Source organism: Dyadobacter luteus (genome assembly GCF_003383615.1).
GTDB lineage: Bacteria > Bacteroidota > Bacteroidia > Cytophagales > Spirosomataceae > Dyadobacter > Dyadobacter luteus.
This window is the reverse complement of the sequence record NZ_QNUL01000025.1, coordinates 39,298-57,946: the sequence shown is the minus strand read 5'-3', so window position 1 is coordinate 57,946 and position 18,649 is coordinate 39,298. Positions and strand designations below refer to the sequence as shown.

Here is an 18,649-nt window from a genome sequence, read left to right as displayed (position 1 = left end):
CAGGTGTACGACGATAGACTTTATTCTGGTTACGGGAGTTTTAAACGGATCGAAGATGCTGGTTGCCAAAAATATTACCAAGAGATTTCCCGGAGTGCTAGCCTTGCAGGACGTGTGTATGTCACTGGAAGGAGGGAAAGTGACAGCTTTAATCGGAGAGAATGGAGCAGGCAAATCTACCCTGATGAAAATCCTTTCCGGGGTATATCCCGACTTTGAAGGTGAGATATTGTTCAAAGGGGAACCTGTGAGATTTACCGGCCCTGCCGATGCGCAGCGCAGAGGTATTGCTATCATTCATCAGGAGCTTAATCTGATTCCTTATCTGAGTGTCACAGAAAATATTTTCCTGGGTCGGGAATTGATCACGCAATATGGGACAGTAGACAAAAAACGCATGCGAAAACGGACGCAGGAGCTACTTGACAGGCTCAAACTGCATGTGAATCCCGAGGCTCTGGTTGTGAAGTTGAAAGTGGGGCAGCAGCAGATTGTGGAAATTGCAAAGGCACTGCTCACTGATGCGGAAGTGATTATTATGGATGAGCCAACTTCTGCAATCACCGGAAGTGAAGTGGAAGTACTTTTTGATATCATTGACGATCTGAAAAATGAAGGAAAGGCTATTGTGTATGTTTCGCACAAGCTGGATGAGCTTTTCCGTATTGCTGATCATTATGTCGTGTTGCGGGATGGCAAATCAGTGGAATCGGGCAGTATGGAAGGGATATGTCAGGATGTGCTGATACAGAAAATGGTAGGAAGGAAAATAGAAGTGATTCGTAAAAAGAGTGCAAATCAATGCGCTGAACCTATTTTACAAGTCAAAAACCTTTCTCTGAAACATCCCGTACGAACGGGTGAAAAACTATTGAAAGATATCAGTTTCCAGGTTGGGAAAGGCGAAATCGTCGGACTTTTTGGTTTAATGGGAGCAGGCAGGACAGAGCTTCTGGAAACAATTTTTGGTTTACACAAAGGTGTGGAAGGAGCCGTGCTTATGGATGGACAGGTCGTTCAGATTGATTCAGTTGCCAAAGCGATACAGGCCGGTTTGGCGCTGGTGCCCGAAGACAGGAAAAAGGATGGCCTGGTACTGGGCTTGAACGTACAAACCAATTTGTGCCTTACCACCCTGGAGGATATGGAAGAATTTGGAACGCTGAATACCAAGAAGCAGGAAGACCTGACGACCCGTTACATCAGCGATCTCAAAATCAAAACTTCATCACAACAGCAATTGGCCGGAAATCTCAGTGGAGGTAACCAGCAGAAGATTGTACTGGCCAAGTGGCTGGCTACCAAACCCCGGCTGTTGCTGCTGGATGAACCTACGCGTGGTATTGACATCAATGCAAAAACAGAGATATACAAATTGATTATGCAGCTGGCAGATGATGGATTGGGAATCGTTATGGTTTCTTCTGAACTACCCGAAATTCTCGCCATTTCGGATAGGGTGCTGGTGATGGCCGAGGGTGTATTGACCGCCGAGTTTTCCGTCAATGATGCCACAGAAGATTCCATTCTTAAAGCGGCCATTCCCAAATCCGTATACGCAGCTTAACAAAAAGAAATTAAACTGATCCATTGACCGGAAAAACTGAACGGTCTATAGCGCACAGCTAAAATGAATATAGCATTATACAAGTCCAGATTACTTCGCTTCCAATCGTTAATCGCGCTTTTTATCCTTTGTCTGGGGTTGAGTATACTGTCAGATAAATTTCTGACCGTATCCAACCTATGGAACGTGATGCGGCAGATCTCTGTCAATATTTGTATCTCAACCGGAATGACCTTGATCGTATTGACTGCCGGTATTGACCTTTCCGTAGGCTCAGTGCTTGCACTTTGCGGTGCCATTACGGCCGGACTTCTGAAAAACGGGATCGAAATTCCATCAAATAATCTGTATATAGGTTTTACCATATTGGGAGCGGTACTCGCGGGGGTGCTTACTGGTTCAGCGTTGGGCGCTTTCAGTGGATTTACAATCACGAGGTTTAAAGTTCCACCATTTGTAGCGACGCTGGCTATGCTGACGGTTGCACGCGGGCTGACGATGCTATGGACCCAGGGCTTTCCGATCAGTGGCCTGGGTGACAAGTTCCTATATTTCGGGACAGGCTGGTTTCTGGGGATTCCTGTTCCTGTCTGGATCTCAGGAATCATTGTGGCTGTTGCATTATTTGTGACGAATAAGACGCGACTGGGACGCTATATCTATGCCATCGGAGGAAATGAAAGTGCAGCGAAATTGTCGGGAATCAATGTAAACAAGGTGAAAATCATCGTGTATACCATAGCAGGGGCATTGGCGGGAATTGGAGGCTTACTGGTGACATCCCGACTCGATTCAGCTCAGCCCAATGCCGGTATCAGTTATGAGCTGGATTCGATCGCTGCTGTAGTGATCGGCGGGACATCGCTTTCGGGTGGACGGGGTAGCATTCTCGGTACAGTTCAGGGGGCAATTATCATTGGCGTATTGAACAACGGTTTGGTATTACTGAACGTTTCTCCGTTCTGGCAGCAGGTAGTAAAAGGATTGGTGATTTTGCTCGCAGTTATCATTGATAAGTCAAATTCAAAAAATGATTAAGCATACCTTCAATTTCAGGGGTTTTGCCGCTTCAGGTGCTCTGTCAGCATTAATTCTATTGGGTTCATGTCAGAAGCAAAGTTATGTATTCACATCCTTTCGTGAACCTGCAACGGATGGGTTACATATAGCTTACAGCAACGACGGCTACAATTGGGAAGATCTGAACCGGACTTTTCTGAAACCAGAGGTCGGTGGGAAACTGATGAGGGACCCATCTATTGTCCAGGGACCTGACGGAATATTTCATTTGGTTTGGACTACGAACTGGAAAGGGGACAAAGGTTTTGGCTACGCCAGTTCACAAGATCTTGCCAACTGGTCACAGCAACGGTTTATCCCTGTGATGGAGCATGAACCGGAAGTTGTAAACGTATGGGCACCGGAACTGTTTTATGACGATCAGTCAGGAGAGTTCATTATCATCTGGGCGTCAACCATTCCTTTTAAGTTTGAAAAAGGAGAGGAGGATGAAAAGAACAACCACCGGATGTATTATACCAAAACAAAGGATTTTGTAAGTTTCAGCAAAGCAGCACTGTTTCTGGATCCGGGTTTCAGTGTGATAGATGCTGTGATTGTAAAAAAGCAGGCAGGGAAGTATGTGTTGGTTTTAAAGGACAATACCCGTCCGAACCGTAATATAAAAGTCGCTTATGCGGATCATGCGCTGGGGCCATACAAGGATGTGTCAGCGCCATTTACAGGGTTTCTTACTGAAGGGCCAACTGTTCAGAAAGTCGGTAAAGACTGGCTCATTTATTTTGATCAATACCGGGACAAAACCTATGGTGTCGTAAAAACGAGAGATTTTGTCAAGTTTGAGAACATCTCATCACAGGTGAAAATCCCTCAGGATCATAAGCATGGAACGATTGCTCCGGCTAGCAGGAAGGTGCTGAAGAAACTAAAAGCCTATACAAAAAAGAAAGAAATTTAATTTATTGACAATTACTTCTGAAAGAGGATGTCCGGTCGTAGTTCTCAACCTGATTAAGGCTGATATTCCAGGATATCTCCAGGCTGGCAGTCAAGTTCCTTACAGATGGCCTCTAATGTTGAAAATCGAATTGCTTTCGCCTTTCCGTTTTTCAGTATTGAAATGTTTGCCATCGTTATTCCTATTCGTTCCGATAATTCGGTAACAGACATTTTTCGCCTGGCCAACATTACATCTACATTTACTATGATTGGCATTTTAGATTGTTAATTGGTTTTCTTCCAACAGCTGATTTCCCTGCTTAAATATCTCAGCCATCATTAAAGCGGCGAATGATAGGATGAGGGGCGTAACCTGTATTGAATAACTGTAAAGATTTGCCTCCTGACCGTTTACAATCGTTACACCGAACAAAATAGAAGTAGCCAGCAGGTATCGGAACATCTTTTGGAATGATAAAATGTTTCTTTGGTGAAAGGTTTCTATCAACTTTACAGACTCGATAATTTTCGAAAATTCCTTTATCGTCAGGAAAATGAAATATAGTATTGCCAGTACCCGGAAGTAGTTGAAATACAGAGACGTTTTTTTGATTTTGTCAAAGGATAACAATGTACTTTCATTGTATAGATCAGCAGACCATCTTTCAAAAGTAGTAATCGAAAGAATACTTTTGGGAGTCATCAGCTCTGCATTCCATCCGGCATAATACGATGGGGCAATTTGCAGATGAATGAAAATAACAGTTATAAAAACCGTGGCGGCAGCAATGAAAAAATACAGCACCTTGCACAGTAAGGCAGGAATTGTAAGCGTATTGACCGATTTCATAGTTTAGCGTTTATCGTAGTACAAATGTATTGAATTGTAATCTAAATGTATTGATAAACGATAAATATTTATTGATTTACTATGTTGTATATAGCTTTTATCCGATACAGATGATGGTTACGAAAACGGCAGGTCAGGAGACTGGATCCTTTCAAAAGTGACAAGATCTCCTTCGCGTATCGAACCAGTTTGTTCAACAATTATATTTCTCCCGAAAAGTATGTGTTTATCTATCCGGCGATAACCTGCTAACGTTTTTAGTGGCTCCGGTGATTTGATACCACTTTGCTGATCAACGTTAATCATCATACAGCGTTCACAAGCTGAAATATTCTCAAACATGACATTGCCGATACGAAATTTTTGCCATTCGTCTTCGCTGTAGGGAAGGTTGCCTTTTACAACCAGATTCGGGCGAAACCTTTCTACTCCCACTTGCAGAGAAAGCCGATTATTCAGGTCATCCAGTGACGCTTCTGATATCAGATGAAGCGGGAAATCATCAGAGAAAGTAATCGGAAACCTTTTATCTGTGGGCTCTACATAGGTTTCTCTCTGGCTATTTTCGTTCATCGCAACAAATCTCACAGGCATTCGTAGTCGCTCGGATAGCCAATGATCAGCTTCCTTGTTCACCAGAACTGCAGATACAACGTCATTCCACACTTTTACCTCGAAAGATTCTTTTATTTCTGATTTATAAGGAATAAAAAGCGCAGAGCAGTTTTCTTTTGCTGAAATGATGTTAAACCCATCTTCCCGCATCTGTATTTTCAGTAAGCTCATTTCCGGGAATTTTCTTTGCGTAAGAAAGTTTCCATCCGGACCCACGATCATCCAACGCCGGTCATATTTAAGTCCTTCCCTCAGTACCTGAGCGTTTTTCAAGCGCACTCCACCCAATGATTTAACAGGGTAAATCCAGATTTGTGAAAGTTGTATGGAATCCGATGAATTGTGCATGTTACGAAGGAGATTATAAAAATCATTCCTCACAAAAGTCTGGTACAATTGTTATATCAGAATTTTTGAGCCGCTTTATGGTGGCGAGATCACAGTTAATTCATACGAAATTGAAAACGAGAATTGCTATTCTTGGAGGAGGCCCCAGTGCCTTGTTCCTTTACAAAAAGCTGGTGGAATCAGCGCGTAAGGACATCGAAGTTGATATTTTTGAAGCAAAACAAGAGCTGGGATCGGGCATGCCTTATAGCACCGAGGGAGCAAACAAGGAACATATTACCAATGTTTCAGATAATGAGATTCCTGAAATAGTTACTTCGATTGAAGAATGGGTGCAGACTTTGGACGACGATTATCTGAGATACTTCGATATGGACAAAGATCACTTCAACGAATACAAAGTGCTGCCGAGATTATTTTTTGGTCATTATCTGAATGCACAGTTCGGATTACTGCTGGAGAAAGCTGAGAAAGTTGGCATCAAAACACGTGTCCATTTCGGAGCACGGGTTATTGATGTTTCCGATCATGAAGAAACAGGAAAGGTAGCAGTGAGGATTGTAGGGAAAGCGATTGAGGAGTTTGACAAAGTGGTGATTTGCACCGGACACAAATGGCCTGATAAGCATGAGAAAAAAGTAGATGGCTATTATGATTCTCCCTACCCACCATCCAAACTAAGGCTCGAACTCAATCACACGATCGCAATACGTGGATCGTCACTAACAGCTATAGATGCGATAAGGACGCTCGCACGAAGTAATGGTAAGTTTACGAAGTTGCCTGACGGTAAAACCGGTTTTGTAGCATCTGAGACATCGCCGGATTTTCGTTTAATCCTCCATTCCCGGAACGGGCTGTTACCTGCGGTCAGGTTCCATTTGGAAGAACCACTTTTGTCAATGGACTCGTTACTTTCTGAAGCGGAACTCGACCAGAACCGCGAGGAAAATGATGGATTTCTTTCATTGGATTATGTTTTTGAAAAAGATTTCGTGGATCTGTTTAAAGACAAGCAACCCGACTTTTACGCAAAAATAAAAGACCTCACACTTGAAGAGTTTGTGGAGAAGATGATGGACAGGCGGGAGAGGAAGGAAGCATTTGATTTGTTCAGGGAAGAGTATGCAGAGGCGCAGGAATCGATTCGGAACAGGGAGTCAATTCACTGGAAGGAGATGCTGGCGGTGCTGAGTTTTGCCCTGAATTACCCAGCTAAATATTTTTCTGCCGAAGACATGCAGCGCCTTCAAAAATCGCTGATGCCATTGATTTCGATTGTAATCGCTTTTGTTCCTCAGAGCTCGTGTGAAGAGTTGCTTGCATTGAATGATGCGGGAAGATTGGAAATTATTTCTGTAGGCGATGATAGTGAGGTAGTCCCGGAAGAAAAAGGAGGGATTACTTACCGTTTCAAAGATGAACAGGGTGAGGAACAGGAAGTTTATTACCGCACTTTTATCGATTGTTTAGGGCAGCCTCATTTGTCGTACGATGCGTTTCCATTCAAAAGTATGTTTGAAAATGACACGATCACCCCGGCTCGCTTACGCTTTAAATCTGCAGAGAGTGGGGAGAAAGAATTGTCAGAGGGAAATAAAAAGGTCAAAAAAGGTGAAGACGGACATTATTACCTGATAGTATCCGGAGTTACTATCAATGATGAATTTCAGGTGGTTGGTAAGAATAGAAAGCCTAACGAACGAATCTATATCATGGCAGTGCCCTATATAGGAGGGTATAATCCTGATTATTCAGGACTGGACTTCTGCGAGGAGGCATCTGATAAAATCGTCGATGAGGTGATCAGGACTATCGGTGTTGAGACTGTTGTAAATTGAGCGCCAAGATTTTATTACGGTGCGCTGCACCTTGCATCGGTTTGCCTGGTTTTGTTTTTCTACAAATGTTGGGGTGCTCTGCACCTTTGAGAATGCGCTTATTGAGATGATGTTATAAGGAAGTGCTACCGATTTCAAATGCAATGACGAGGCACAGAGCGCTGTAATACTTGTAGCAAACAATTCAGAATCATCAATGCTTAAAGGTGCAGCGCACCGGAATAAGACAATGATGATTCTGAATTAAATGAATTCCAATTTCGTTCGCAACCTCAGTCTGATTGTATTGCAGAAGTTAAGGCATCTTACTTAAACCTTCCCACTTCACCTTCCAGCTACCGTCTTTCGGGAATCCGGGATTAGTATCGGATTGTCCATCACTTCCGGCGCACATCAGTGCTACAGCCGCAAGGATTCCACCATTACCAGGAAGATATATTGTTAACCTGCCATCCTGATAATTATGTCCGTTTGGCAAATACCTGTTGGTCGTAATGTTTTTAAAAAGTGCGTTTACGGCCTTCTCAGGTTGTTTTAACCGGGTTGCCGTCATGGCCACCAGTGGAAAATCCCAGCCCCAAGTATGATCCCAGTTCCACACTTTTTCTACCAGGTCAAAAGTGCGAAGCATCGTTGGCTCATCCAGATCATGCACGGCAGGTAACGTGCTGAAAGCTGCCAGTACCGCAGGATGGTCATTCAGTCTTCTGTTGCCGGGTTCGTAGCAGTCAGGCGTACTTTCCGTTGCAAGATATACTCCGTCTTTAACCGGCATTGGAGCAAGATTTTTAATGATCTCATCCCACTTTTCGCTACGTGGAAGTCCGGTACGTGTGCGCCATTCCTGAGCCGTTTGAAGTGCCCAGCTCCAGTAAGCGAGTTCGTAGGTAGGGTTAAATGTTTCCATGGGATCAAAGCATTCCTGAGCCGGAATAATTCCTTTTCCCAGATTATAGCGTTTCGTAGCAGGATCATAATGTGCAAATGAAGCCATGAAATCGGCTGTGGCAAATACCAGGTCTTTATACCGCTCCAGTTTTGCTTTATCCTTCCCATCACGATAAGCAAGCTCTGCCAGATAGATATAATGTGGTTGCTGCCAGATCAGGAATGAGCCCACCGAAGAAGGAGATTCTTCACCCTGGTGGTCTGTCATTTTCTGCCAGCGGATTCCTTCGAAGCCCTGGCGTTGCGCTAGTTTTTTTCCTTTGTCGGCAATTTGATCGTACCAGGCCAGACTCTTTTCCAGATATTCTGTTCTTCCCCAAAGAGCAAAATGTGCAGCGTGCCACCAGTACATTTCCAGGTGAGGTTTTCCATACCAGCTGTTGTAAGTAAGTCCGGTTTCCTGCGGAGGAAAGTTTCCGCTGCATTGTACCTTGGTCAGGTATTGAGACAATACGACCCGTCTTTCCAACTCGCTTGCACGTTTATCAGTACTTCCGTTGAAATCCACAGCAGCACCCGATAACCAGAATTGCTCCCAATCCTTCTGGCTGCTCAGCTTTGTCTGCGCGAAAGAAGGAACAGAGGCTGGCGGATCCTGGCTGAAAAGGCAAGTAATCTCAAAGATGCCCTGATTTTTTGCGGGACTGATTGTAAAATAATGAGTTGACTGTTGTTCTGCCTTGGCGATGCCTCTCCATTTGGTAGAAACAGAATAGATGGTTGTGTCAAGCTGATGCTGAATCACAGCACCGTTCTCTGTCTGACTGCGGATATCCGAAAGATGTTTGTCGCCGTTGCCGTAAAAGCTACCTTCATCCTTGAACAAACCATTCGGATAGGGGAAGCGCAAGCGAACTTTGATACGTCCCTGTTTCAGAAGATCCGATTGAATCCGGGCGGCAATAGCATCAGCTTTTTGATGGGCTACCGTTACAACACTTACTTTTGTTCCTTCCACAGTAAACTGGCTCGTCAGGTTGCCAGTCCATAAATCCAGCGTCTGGTTGATATTTTTGATGTCATGAATACCGGCTAAGGATCCGTCTTTTTTCAGGATATCCAGACCTACATTTCCCAGTTGCAACCGGTGCTGATTGACACGATAGTATTCTGTTGCCTGCTTACCTCTTTCCTGATTTTTACCCTGAACCGAATAGGAGATCTTTCTGCCGTACTGGTCGTAGTCCTGCAATGTTTCTTCAAATTTATAAGCTTCCGGGTTAGGGTAGCTATGCCATCCCCATTCGGATTGTGTTCCGAGAGGTACACCTTTCTTATAGTATTCTGGAAAGCTTTGTAAACCTGTTACGTCGGCGGTGAATGCGAAAGAGCCGTTACCAACTGTCAGAGAGCTTAGTGTATCGGCTGTTTTGACTACTACTTTATGTCGGTCAACCACCTGTTTGCGGTTGATTTTTTGCGCATTGCCTGCAGTTATCATTCCGAATGGAATAAGCAAACCGAGGCAGATTCTTTGTAATGTACTGGTAATCATTGCAGAATAAATTGTGTTCTTGCGGCTATGCCATAATTAGAACCACAAAAGAAGATATCTGCTGAAATTACCTATCTGTCATATGTTTTTTTGCCACGGATTACACAGAGATACACGAATAGGGTAAATTCTGATGACAATCTGTGTGCATTAGTGTGATCCGTGGCAACCTGGAATCAACCTGGAATCACTGCGGAAGATCGAAAGGATTCATTTTTTGAGAAGAGAACGAGATGGCTTTCAGGAAACTTTCGAGCTGAAACTTTTCTGTTTTTGTCAATTGCAGTTTTCGTAAGATAGGTGAAGTTACTGGTCGCATTTGTTCATCCACTTTAACATGTTTTTGAATCGGAGATGGATTACCCAGATTATAGTATTCGATCACGTCCATCAGTGTCGGGAAATTGCCGTGGTGCATCCATGGGCCTGTTACGCCTGTTTCCCGCAATGAGGGTGTTCTAAATTTCCCGATGTCTGTTTTTTCACCGGTGTGGTTATACATGCCGAAGTCTTCCATTTTTGAACCATATAGCGTCTGTCCGTCATTATGAAACTGATTGTCGGAAAACAGGGGAGAGTTGTGGCAATTGATACATCTTGCCTTGGTTCTGAACAAATGTAATCCCATCAGTTCATCATCACTAAGTGCTTTTTCATTCCCGGAAATAAAGGAGTCAAATCGCGTAGTTCTGCTATTTACAGTGCGTTCAAATGTCGCAATAGCCTTCTGGATTCTTTCTGTGGTGATGTTTTCGCTGCCAAACGCCTCTTTGAAATACGTCCGGTATCCTGTCACCTTACGAATATTCTTTTCCATGGTTTTCAGGTTCTGGGCCATTTCTTTTGGATCCTGTACCGGAAATGAAACCTGCTCTTCCAGACTCGCTGCGCGACCATCCCAAAACAGTCGTTCGTAATGCCCTGTATTGAGGATGGTCATTGCGTTGCGTTTTCCATTCTGACGATCATGACCGAATGATAAATGCCGTCCGTCACCCCAGCCCAGCTCTGGATCGTGGCATGAAGCACAGGCGATTTGTTTGGATTTGGATAGCCGTGGATCAAAAAAGAGCATTTTACCCAACTTTGCTTTCTCCGGAGAATAGGGATTGGAGGCAGGGTGCTTCGGTTTGGAAAGCAAACCTATATCCCGGAAATTTTTTACAGATGAATCAATATCCGGTTTGGGCCAATTTTTACTATCGCCGCTACTGTACAATTGACGAAGTTCATCAATAGATAAATCCTGCGGAGCGATGTAAGCCGAACCAATAATGTAAGTGGCAAAAAGAAAAATAAAGAAAAACTTCATGGTGAGTGGTGAAATTAGGGCCGGACAATAATCCGGCCCTGAAGTATCTAGTTGAGCGTCTGCGGGTCAACACTGATTTTGTATTTTCTGTAAACGGCAGCCTTTCCACCAACTTCCGTTTCGTTGAAAATGACGGTAAGGTCCATCATTTTCGTTGCTTCATCATAAGTACCTTCTCCCTTTATACCTACCTTCACAGTAGCTGGATTGGTAGTGGAATTAGCAACACCATCTTTTCTGCGAATTACAACATCTTGTGGGATCACCTTCACTTTTCCGGTTTTGGAGCCTTTCTCAGAAGGAATAAATTCAAGCACCTTTTCAGCGTTAATCCTTGCTTCCTTTATGTTGTTGCTCCCCAGCGCCTCAGCATACAGGGTTACCATTCCAAACAGGTTGACACCACTATCTATTACATTGGCATTGGTGAAACCGATAGCACTTGTGTCTGTCGGTATTGTTGCAAAATGTGAAGCGATCCGGCTTGTCCATTTTGTAGTGGTGGAATCGTATCGATATACATAGGGCTGGTAATAGGCATCACTCTTAAAGAACGCCTTTACACCACTTTTGGAGGCAGTTTGGACTTCAACTTCCGGCACTACCACTGTGTCAGGTTCGCTGTCTGAGCAGGAAGTGGCGAACAGTAAAGTAACAAACGCAAATGGAAGTAATCTGGTAATCTTCATTGTGTTAATAAATAAGAATTAAAAAGAAAATTGATTGATTTATAGTGGGTTGCTATTGTGTAAGTTCTATGCTTATCAAGCTAATAACTAAGAGCTCTTTGCTAATTAATAGCCTGGATTCTGTTTCATGAGTGGGTTGACCAAAACTGTTGAAGCGGGAAGCGGAAGCACAAATAAATCGGACGGGTAGGTGAGTCCGCATTTTATAGCGACGCAGTCCTGGCGTACCAGGTTTTGCTTACGTCGTGATATATCAAACAGAGCAAATCCTTCATAATTCAGCTCCTTGCGGCGTTCCAGCATGATACGGTCTATCAACTCCTGTTTCCCCGAAATCGTTATTGATGTTGCCTCCGTATCGGCCCTTTGAATGATTGTGTTCAGGTCAGCCAGGGCAGTGGTGTTATTGCCCAGTTCTGCAGCAGATTCTGCTCTTATCAGGTACATTTCTGAAATTCTCAATACTTTAATCCCGGTAGCAAGAACTCCTCCGGTGGAATATTTTTTACAAAAAAAGTAGGGTAGTGAATTGACTGTCGCAGGATTGTAGAAGCTGCTCTGATTCCGGACATCTGTAGCTGAATACAAAGTAAGTAGATCCGAAGTGGATGCAGCCCATGCTGCAGATGCTGAGGCATTTATCGTAGTTACATCAAAATAACTTCCCAAGGTTGTACCTGACGTATTGTTAGGAACCGATATTTCAAAGATAGCTTCTGATGTATTTTTTTTGGTCCATGCATTTACGTAAGCAGCATTGTTGTACAATGCGTAGCTGTTGGTTTTGATCACTTCGTCGGCATAGTCATATGCTTTTTGCCAATCGCCTTTATGCATATATACTCTGGCCAGTAACGCTTTGGCCATATTAATACTCACATAATTTTTAGTATTCCCAGCAGCGAAAATCGCCTGTGTTTTAGCCAACAGTTCAATACCTGAAAGCAAATCATTTTCAATAGCTGTATAACTTTCTGCCACAGTGCTTCTGGCACGTATTGAATTCGCGATCAGGATAGGTTCCAGGTTGATCGCAATACCTGGATGTGACGCATCAGCAGTGAAATTGTAAGGCTGTGCAAACATCAGCAGTAAATCCAGATGTACCAATGCCCGCAATACCATAGCATCGGCAATCAGGCGGTTACGGTTAACTTCGGTGCCATTCGGGATGCCCGGAGAGTAATAAATGATGTTGTTAAGGTTGTTCAGTATGCTGTATAAATAGGTGTAAGTCCCATTCATCTCAGTATCATCGCTGCTGGCGCTGAAATTATAGGTATCATACAATTTTATAACGTCTGTTATTTTGGAATACTTTACATTTCCTCCCGTAATATCGGGGTATAACATTCTGTAACCATTGTAGTATTGCATTGCGTATAGTGAACTGTAAGCGCCGGTAAGTGCGACTTTGGCTGATTCATAATCCTGAAAAGTGGCTTCCAGAGAAATCCTGTTCTGAGGCTCTTTGTCGAGTAGCCTCTGGCAACTTGCGAGTAAGGCAAGAGAAAATGCTGTAATATATTTGATATATGATCGGTTCATCGTTGTATCGCCTGAGATCAAAAGTTTATGTTCAGTCCAAGATTGAAGGTTCGTGCTTCAGGATAATTGAAGCGTATTTCGGCAATTCCGTTACGATCCTTTCTACTTTTTTCTCTATACCAATAACCAAGATTGGTCGCGTTCACAAACACCGACATGGATTTCATTTTCAGTTTGCCGGTAACGGAATCTGGTAATCTGTAATTGAATGTGACATTGGAAAGTTTTATGAAACTCAGATCATGTAAATAGCGGGAAGAGTTCCTGACAAGTCCTTTACCGATTGAGAGTTTAGAAACCTCCGCCACATCTCCGGGTTGTTGCCATCGATCCAGCAGGTTAATGCTCATATTACTATTCTGTAAATTGCGACCATCGGAAAAGTAAGTAACCGGCTCCATGAAGTTGGCACCATAGGAGTAAAGGAGATTGATCGTAACAGACATTTGTTTGTAATTGATTGTATTGATCCAGCTGCCCTGGAACTTCGGAAGTTTATCGCCGAGTACTACCCAACTGTCAGATGGATAGGTTCTGATGGTGGTACGGTCAACAATATTTCCTGACGGATCGTAAAACTGCTCCAGACCGGTTTGCGGGTTAATTCCTGCCCATCGGATTCCCCAAATAGCAGACGTGCTGTAACCTTCTTTTGATGCGGCGTTCACATCTCCCGAAGTACCCTCCGGATCTGCGAAAATGGAACTGTATCCGTTGTTAAATGATAGAATTTTGTTCTTATTGAAGCCCATCAGAAATACGGAATTCCAGATAAAATGCTCTCGCTCAATAGGGTTCGTTTTGATGGTCAGATCCAGGCCCTGATTTCTCATTTTACCTGTATTGGCTGAAATACCTGTGTAACCAGATTCGTAAGGCACTGTGATGTTAGAAATCAGATCATGAACGGTATTGTTGTAGTATTCCAGATTGATCGAATACTTGTCAAACAGAGTCAGATCAAGACCAACATTTAGCTTCAGGTTCGTTTCCCAACCCAGGTCTGGATTTGCAGCCGAGGAACCGTCAGGAACGGCGGCTACCTCTCCGTTGTAATTCTGATAACTGAAATTGTAAAGTCCTCTGGCCGCGTAAGTGCCTATTCTTGAATTCGCTGTAGATCCGTAGCTGGTTTTGAGTTTAAGAAAGGTGATCGCGTGATGATCTGTTAGGAAATGTTCCTTCGATACAATCCATCCTAAACCTACTGCGCCGTTCAGAGCAAGTTGTTTGTCATTACCGAACATGGATGATTGATCAGCCCGAATGCTGGAAGTGAACAGATACTTTTTATCCAGGTTATAATTTGCCTGAGCATAGTAGGAAATGGTAGCATCTTCTTGTTTTGATGACACTGAACTCCGGGTGGCAGCCTGACTCAATTCCCGAATCCGGTCATAAGAAAAGCCCATGCCGGTTCCGCCCAATAAAACGGTTGTTTTGTCCTGGACCTCATAACCTGCAAGAACATTGACTGCGTGCCGCGTAGCAAATGTCTTATCGAAGCTGGCTTGTACGTAGCCAAGCCAACCTAGTGATTGTCGGTCAAATATTCTCAGATTACCACCGGCATTCCGGCCTGTTGCATTTTTCGCAGATGAATACAGCATTTGCTTACCTTGCAGAAAATTGGCACCAATTCTTCCTGAAACTGTCAGGTAGCTGGTTACATTGTAGTGCAAATTGGCATTTCCATTGAGGGTAAGGTTACTACTCTTGTCGGTATTTTGAGCCAGTACGGCTAGTGGATTCGGAATAAGCAATAACTCACTGAAATTTCCATTGACATCATAAGGAGCAATATTCGGCGGCAAATAGGCGGCATTTGCATAATTGTCTATTCCGTCGCGCAGCATCAGGGAAGGTGACAGGGTAATACCGAATTTGAATTTTTTGGAAATCACATTGTCCACTCTCAAACTCATATTCATCTGCTGAATACTATTGCCGATTGAGCTTGCCTGCTGGTTAGGGTATCCTGTTGAAAAACGATATTTGAGTCCGGCCTTTCCTCCTGATAGATCAGCATTGACATTGTGATAGGTAGCATTCCGGTTAGTCAGTCCCAACCAGTCTGTATTGATTGTGGGGCTACCCGATTGGTTGGCAGCCTGACTTTCAGTAAACCCATCGTTCATCAATGCTTCTTTTTTGAGCTGATAGTATTGCGGACCGCTCAGCAATTTCATTCTATTGATAAAGGAAGAAACTCCTGTATTGTAGGAAACGTTAGCGATTGTTTTTCCTTCCTGACCCGATTTGGTAGTAATAATGATTACACCATTCGCTGCGTTAGCACCATAAATCGTTGTTGCAGATGCGTCCTTCAACACCGAAATGGATGCTATATCCTGTGGGTTGATTCCCGCAATCGGATTAATCAGTGTCTCGTTGTTGAATACTGCGCTGGCGTCACCTCTGTTTTGTTCCTGAATAGGAATACCGTCAATTACAAATAGTGGCTGAGACGATGTTGTGCGTCCTCCTCCAATGGCAGTCAGCGTTCCCTGACCGCGGATATTGATTTTAACAGGAGTTCCGAGTGTTGTATTAGGCTCTACATATACGCCAGCCGCCAGGCCTTCCAGCATTTTGTCGATACTTTCGATGGGGCGGTTCACTTGCAATTCCTTCGCGGTAATTTGCGAAACGCTTCCGATTACTTCTTCCTTTGCTGTTCCATTGGTGTAGGCATTGGTAATCACCACTTCATCCATATTATGTGAATCCGTTTGAAGGGCGATATCGAAGGTGATGCGGTTACCCAAAATGGGTGAGATCACTGTTTTCATGCCCAGCATACGGAACTCAAGTTGGGCACGGGCAGGCTGTGCAACTGCCAGTATGCCACTGTAGTTACCCGTAACGTCTGTGATGGCAAGCACCTTTCCGTTTGCAATTTTGACGGTCACTCCCGGAATCCCTTCGCCGGTTTCAGTGTCTGTGACTTTTCCGCTCATGAAACGTTTCACAGCAGGACGTACCAGAATCCGTTTTCCTTCTGTGCGAAATATTAATCCTGCTTCGTTGGAAAGCTGAGCGAGTGCTCCGTTCAAACTACCTTTGTACGAAAGATCATATCTCCGGCGCACATTCACTTCCGAAGCGTCGTAGTTGAAACTTACACCGGTTTGTTTTTCGAGTTCTGAAAAAATTTCTAATAAAGGAGCGTCTTTCAGCTTAATGCCGACTGTCTGTGCTTTTCCTTGTGTAGCTGTAAATAGTGTTGTCAGCAAAACCAACAAGCTATATATTTTACTTTTCATTCTGTGAGGTAATGGTAATAGTTTGCCCGTCGACGGTGTAATTCAGATGTTTGGAGAAGCAGATATTTTCAACTACCGTCAGCACATCTTCCTGTGTAAACGTACCTGTGTAATTCCATTTCTCGCGGGTGGTTTTATCTACGATTTGGTAGCCGTAAGCGTGTTCAATTGCGCTTGCTATGGTAGAGAAAGAAGCATTTTCAAATACCAGCTTGCCATCTTTCCAACCTGTTTCTGTAGCAGGATTAAAGTTTACTGTTTCTATCCCATCTGTCTTGGTCTTGTAGATTGCCTTTTGTCCGGGTGCTAGAGTGGCATTGGAAGTACCGTTACTTACCCTCACTTTACCTTTGGTAAGCGCAACGGTAACTAACTCGTCAGGTACGTAAGCCGACACATTGAATTCTGTACCCAATACGCGGGTTTGTAAGTTGCCGGTGTGAACAGTAAAGGGGCGAAGTGTGTCGTGAGCGACTGAGAAGAATGCTTCTCCTGTCAGCCGGATTTCTCTTTTGTCTTTGGCAAAGGAATGTGGATAATGGAGTACACTTCCACCATTGAGAATGATCAGAGTTCCGTCTGCCAGTCGTACCCGTGTTTTCTTTCCGTTGGGGCTAACCTGCTCCACCCAATTGGAGGTGGTCAGGACATTTTGGTTAACTCTTTTGTTGGTGAGCAGATAAGCTGCGGCTACTCCAATAGTAAGTAGCAAGCTTGCTGCCGCCACCCAGTATTTTCTGTATCCATAAATCGGAATCGTTTTCGCTTTTGAACCCTGACCTATATAGGTCTGCATACGTTTGCGCTCAACGGAAAACTCGCTTTCGGGCAATTTTACTGAGACAAGATTCAATAGCTGTATCGCGGCATCTGTTTCTGGTTTTCTGTCGGGATTGTCATTAATCCATTCTTGCCAGAACCTGACTGCCTCTGCATCCCGATTGAGGTAGTAAGCAATGAATGATTCATCTGCTGCAAAGTCTTCTGCCTTGTAATGTTTATACTGCATTTTACACTGATTTGATAACCAGTGTAAGGGCACGTTATTTTTTACCAGGTATTTTCAGGCTTTTTTTAGAATCATTAAAAGAAACTTTTCAATGTACTGTAAATGAGTGTAATAAAATTTATATAATCGCGATAATTACACTGCTCAGTACTTTCAATGCAGAACGTAGTGTTTTCATGGCCTTGGAAACCTGATTGTAAACAGTGCGTGGTTGCAGTTGTAATTTTTCTGCAATCTGTTCATAGTCCAGCATTTCAAAATACTTCAATTGAATTATTTCAAGCTGTCCCGGAGTAAGCTGTTCCAGCGAAGATTTCAGTTGTTCACGATTTGCATCGTCCGACTGACGTTCAATGAGGAGCTCTTCGTAAGATTTTTCGAAAAACGCGGTAGGGGAGTCGTCAAATGGAGAATTGCGTTGCTGTTTTTCGATTTCGCGGAGGATCTTTCTTTTCAGATAAGTCATCAGATACGCCTTTTCATTTTGCACTTCCGGAAAGCGGGAACGGTTGTCCCAAAGTTCACAGAATACTTCGTGGATGGCATCTTTCACAACATCTTTATCATGGCAAACCGTGAGACCGAAACTGAACATAGGCTGATAATGCTTGTCGTACAGCCTCATGAAGGAGTTTTCATCTCCCTGAAGTAGTCCGTGCCAGTCATTATATTCGTTCCCTTGCGCCATATCAGGCGACAAAAGTACTTCATTATTTAGAATAAATATAGATAATAATTCAAAAATTGCATGTAAAAGAAAAATCCTGCTTCAGACTGAGGAGATCTGAAAGCAGGATTATAAACTACCTAACCAAATTTAACTTGTCTTGCTGCTATTACTAGCAGGGAGATGTGTAAACACCTCCGACATAATTTACTCCGCCTATAGTGATGTTTATAGCAAAAACACCTTCACTAGTCGGCTGGATACTAATCGAATGCAGGGTATACGGTACTATTGCACCTGACATATTTCTGATTTCAACAATATTGGGCACGTCATTATAAACATTAATTTTTGCGTGAAATGGCATGCTGCTGTATCCGCAATAGTTTCCGTTTGTCCACAACGCCATTGGCTTTGAAGTGGTAGAATTAAACTGAGAAGTAACGAGCAGCATGGCTGCTACAATCATGATTCTTAAACCTTTCATAAACATTGGATTTATAAGTGATTAAATAAGCAAATGATTACTGGTTAA

At 43.4% G+C, this 18,649-nt stretch carries 15 protein-coding genes; 4 read left to right on the top strand and 11 right to left on the bottom strand.

The window, feature by feature from the left end; translation table 11 throughout:
• Positions 1 to 55 precede the first annotated feature (55 nt).
• The 3 genes from DSL64_RS22860 to DSL64_RS22850 all read left to right on the top strand — a co-directional run bounded on the left by DSL64_RS22860 (position 56) and on the right by DSL64_RS22850 (position 3,545).
• Positions 56 to 1,567 (top strand): sugar ABC transporter ATP-binding protein, encoded by a 1,512-nt coding sequence (locus DSL64_RS22860; protein ID WP_115833269.1) that lies wholly within the window; start codon positions 56 to 58, stop codon positions 1,565 to 1,567.
• A 63-nt stretch (positions 1,568 to 1,630) separates the two neighbouring features.
• Positions 1,631 to 2,605 (top strand): ABC transporter permease, encoded by a 975-nt coding sequence (locus tag DSL64_RS22855; protein ID WP_115833268.1) that lies wholly within the window; start codon positions 1,631 to 1,633, stop codon positions 2,603 to 2,605.
• Complete coding sequence (locus DSL64_RS22850; protein ID WP_115833267.1) at positions 2,598 to 3,545, top strand: glycoside hydrolase family 43 protein; 948 nt, start codon at positions 2,598 to 2,600, stop codon at positions 3,543 to 3,545. The genes DSL64_RS22855 and DSL64_RS22850 overlap by 8 nt, the downstream gene beginning before the upstream one ends.
• A gap of 53 nt (positions 3,546 to 3,598) precedes the next feature.
• Here DSL64_RS22850 and DSL64_RS22845 read toward each other — a convergent pair whose 3' ends face one another.
• The 3 genes from DSL64_RS22845 to DSL64_RS22835 form a co-directional block, all read right to left on the bottom strand.
• Positions 3,599 to 3,802 (bottom strand): helix-turn-helix domain-containing protein, encoded by a 204-nt coding sequence (locus DSL64_RS22845; protein ID WP_115833266.1) that lies wholly within the window; start codon positions 3,800 to 3,802, stop codon positions 3,599 to 3,601.
• A 1-nt stretch (position 3,803) separates the two neighbouring features.
• Positions 3,804 to 4,376, bottom strand: a complete 573-nt coding sequence (locus DSL64_RS22840; RefSeq protein WP_115833265.1) for a DUF2975 domain-containing protein — start codon at positions 4,374 to 4,376, stop codon at positions 3,804 to 3,806.
• A 117-nt stretch (positions 4,377 to 4,493) separates the two neighbouring features.
• A complete protein-coding gene (locus DSL64_RS22835) occupies positions 4,494 to 5,339 on the bottom strand; it encodes an MOSC domain-containing protein (RefSeq protein ID WP_115833264.1) in 846 nt (281 codons plus the stop codon).
• Between the two features lie 110 nt (positions 5,340 to 5,449).
• Between DSL64_RS22835 and DSL64_RS22830 the strand changes: the two genes are divergently transcribed.
• Entirely contained in the window at positions 5,450 to 7,180 is a 1,731-nt protein-coding gene (locus DSL64_RS22830) for an FAD/NAD(P)-binding protein (RefSeq protein WP_229217194.1), read from the top strand.
• A 295-nt stretch (positions 7,181 to 7,475) separates the two neighbouring features.
• On the opposite strand, the gene DSL64_RS22825 is transcribed toward DSL64_RS22830, so the two are convergent.
• The 8 genes from DSL64_RS22825 to DSL64_RS22790 all read right to left on the bottom strand — a co-directional run bounded on the left by DSL64_RS22825 (position 7,476) and on the right by DSL64_RS22790 (position 18,601).
• The gene (locus tag DSL64_RS22825; RefSeq protein WP_115833262.1) at positions 7,476 to 9,623 is read right to left on the bottom strand and encodes a hypothetical protein; all 2,148 of its coding nucleotides are present in this window, start codon (positions 9,621 to 9,623) and stop codon (positions 7,476 to 7,478) included.
• A gap of 187 nt (positions 9,624 to 9,810) precedes the next feature.
• The gene (locus DSL64_RS22820) at positions 9,811 to 10,935 is read right to left on the bottom strand and encodes a cytochrome-c peroxidase (RefSeq protein ID WP_115833261.1); all 1,125 of its coding nucleotides are present in this window, start codon (positions 10,933 to 10,935) and stop codon (positions 9,811 to 9,813) included.
• Between the two features lie 47 nt (positions 10,936 to 10,982).
• Complete coding sequence (locus tag DSL64_RS22815; protein WP_115833260.1) at positions 10,983 to 11,624, bottom strand: hypothetical protein; 642 nt, start codon at positions 11,622 to 11,624, stop codon at positions 10,983 to 10,985.
• 105 nt (positions 11,625 to 11,729) lie between these two features.
• Positions 11,730 to 13,172, bottom strand: coding sequence for a RagB/SusD family nutrient uptake outer membrane protein (locus DSL64_RS22810; protein WP_115833259.1), 1,443 nt, complete (start codon positions 13,170 to 13,172; stop codon positions 11,730 to 11,732).
• A 17-nt stretch (positions 13,173 to 13,189) separates the two neighbouring features.
• Positions 13,190 to 16,438, bottom strand: a complete 3,249-nt coding sequence (locus tag DSL64_RS22805) for a SusC/RagA family TonB-linked outer membrane protein (RefSeq protein ID WP_115833258.1) — start codon at positions 16,436 to 16,438, stop codon at positions 13,190 to 13,192.
• Positions 16,428 to 17,447, bottom strand: coding sequence for a FecR family protein (locus DSL64_RS22800; RefSeq protein WP_115833257.1), 1,020 nt, complete (start codon positions 17,445 to 17,447; stop codon positions 16,428 to 16,430). The genes DSL64_RS22805 and DSL64_RS22800 overlap by 11 nt, the downstream gene beginning before the upstream one ends.
• Positions 17,448 to 17,565: 118 nt before the next feature.
• Complete coding sequence (locus DSL64_RS22795; RefSeq protein ID WP_115833256.1) at positions 17,566 to 18,135, bottom strand: RNA polymerase sigma factor; 570 nt, start codon at positions 18,133 to 18,135, stop codon at positions 17,566 to 17,568.
• A gap of 151 nt (positions 18,136 to 18,286) precedes the next feature.
• Complete coding sequence (locus tag DSL64_RS22790) at positions 18,287 to 18,601, bottom strand: hypothetical protein (RefSeq protein ID WP_147300410.1); 315 nt, start codon at positions 18,599 to 18,601, stop codon at positions 18,287 to 18,289.
• Positions 18,602 to 18,649: the final 48 nt, after the last annotated feature.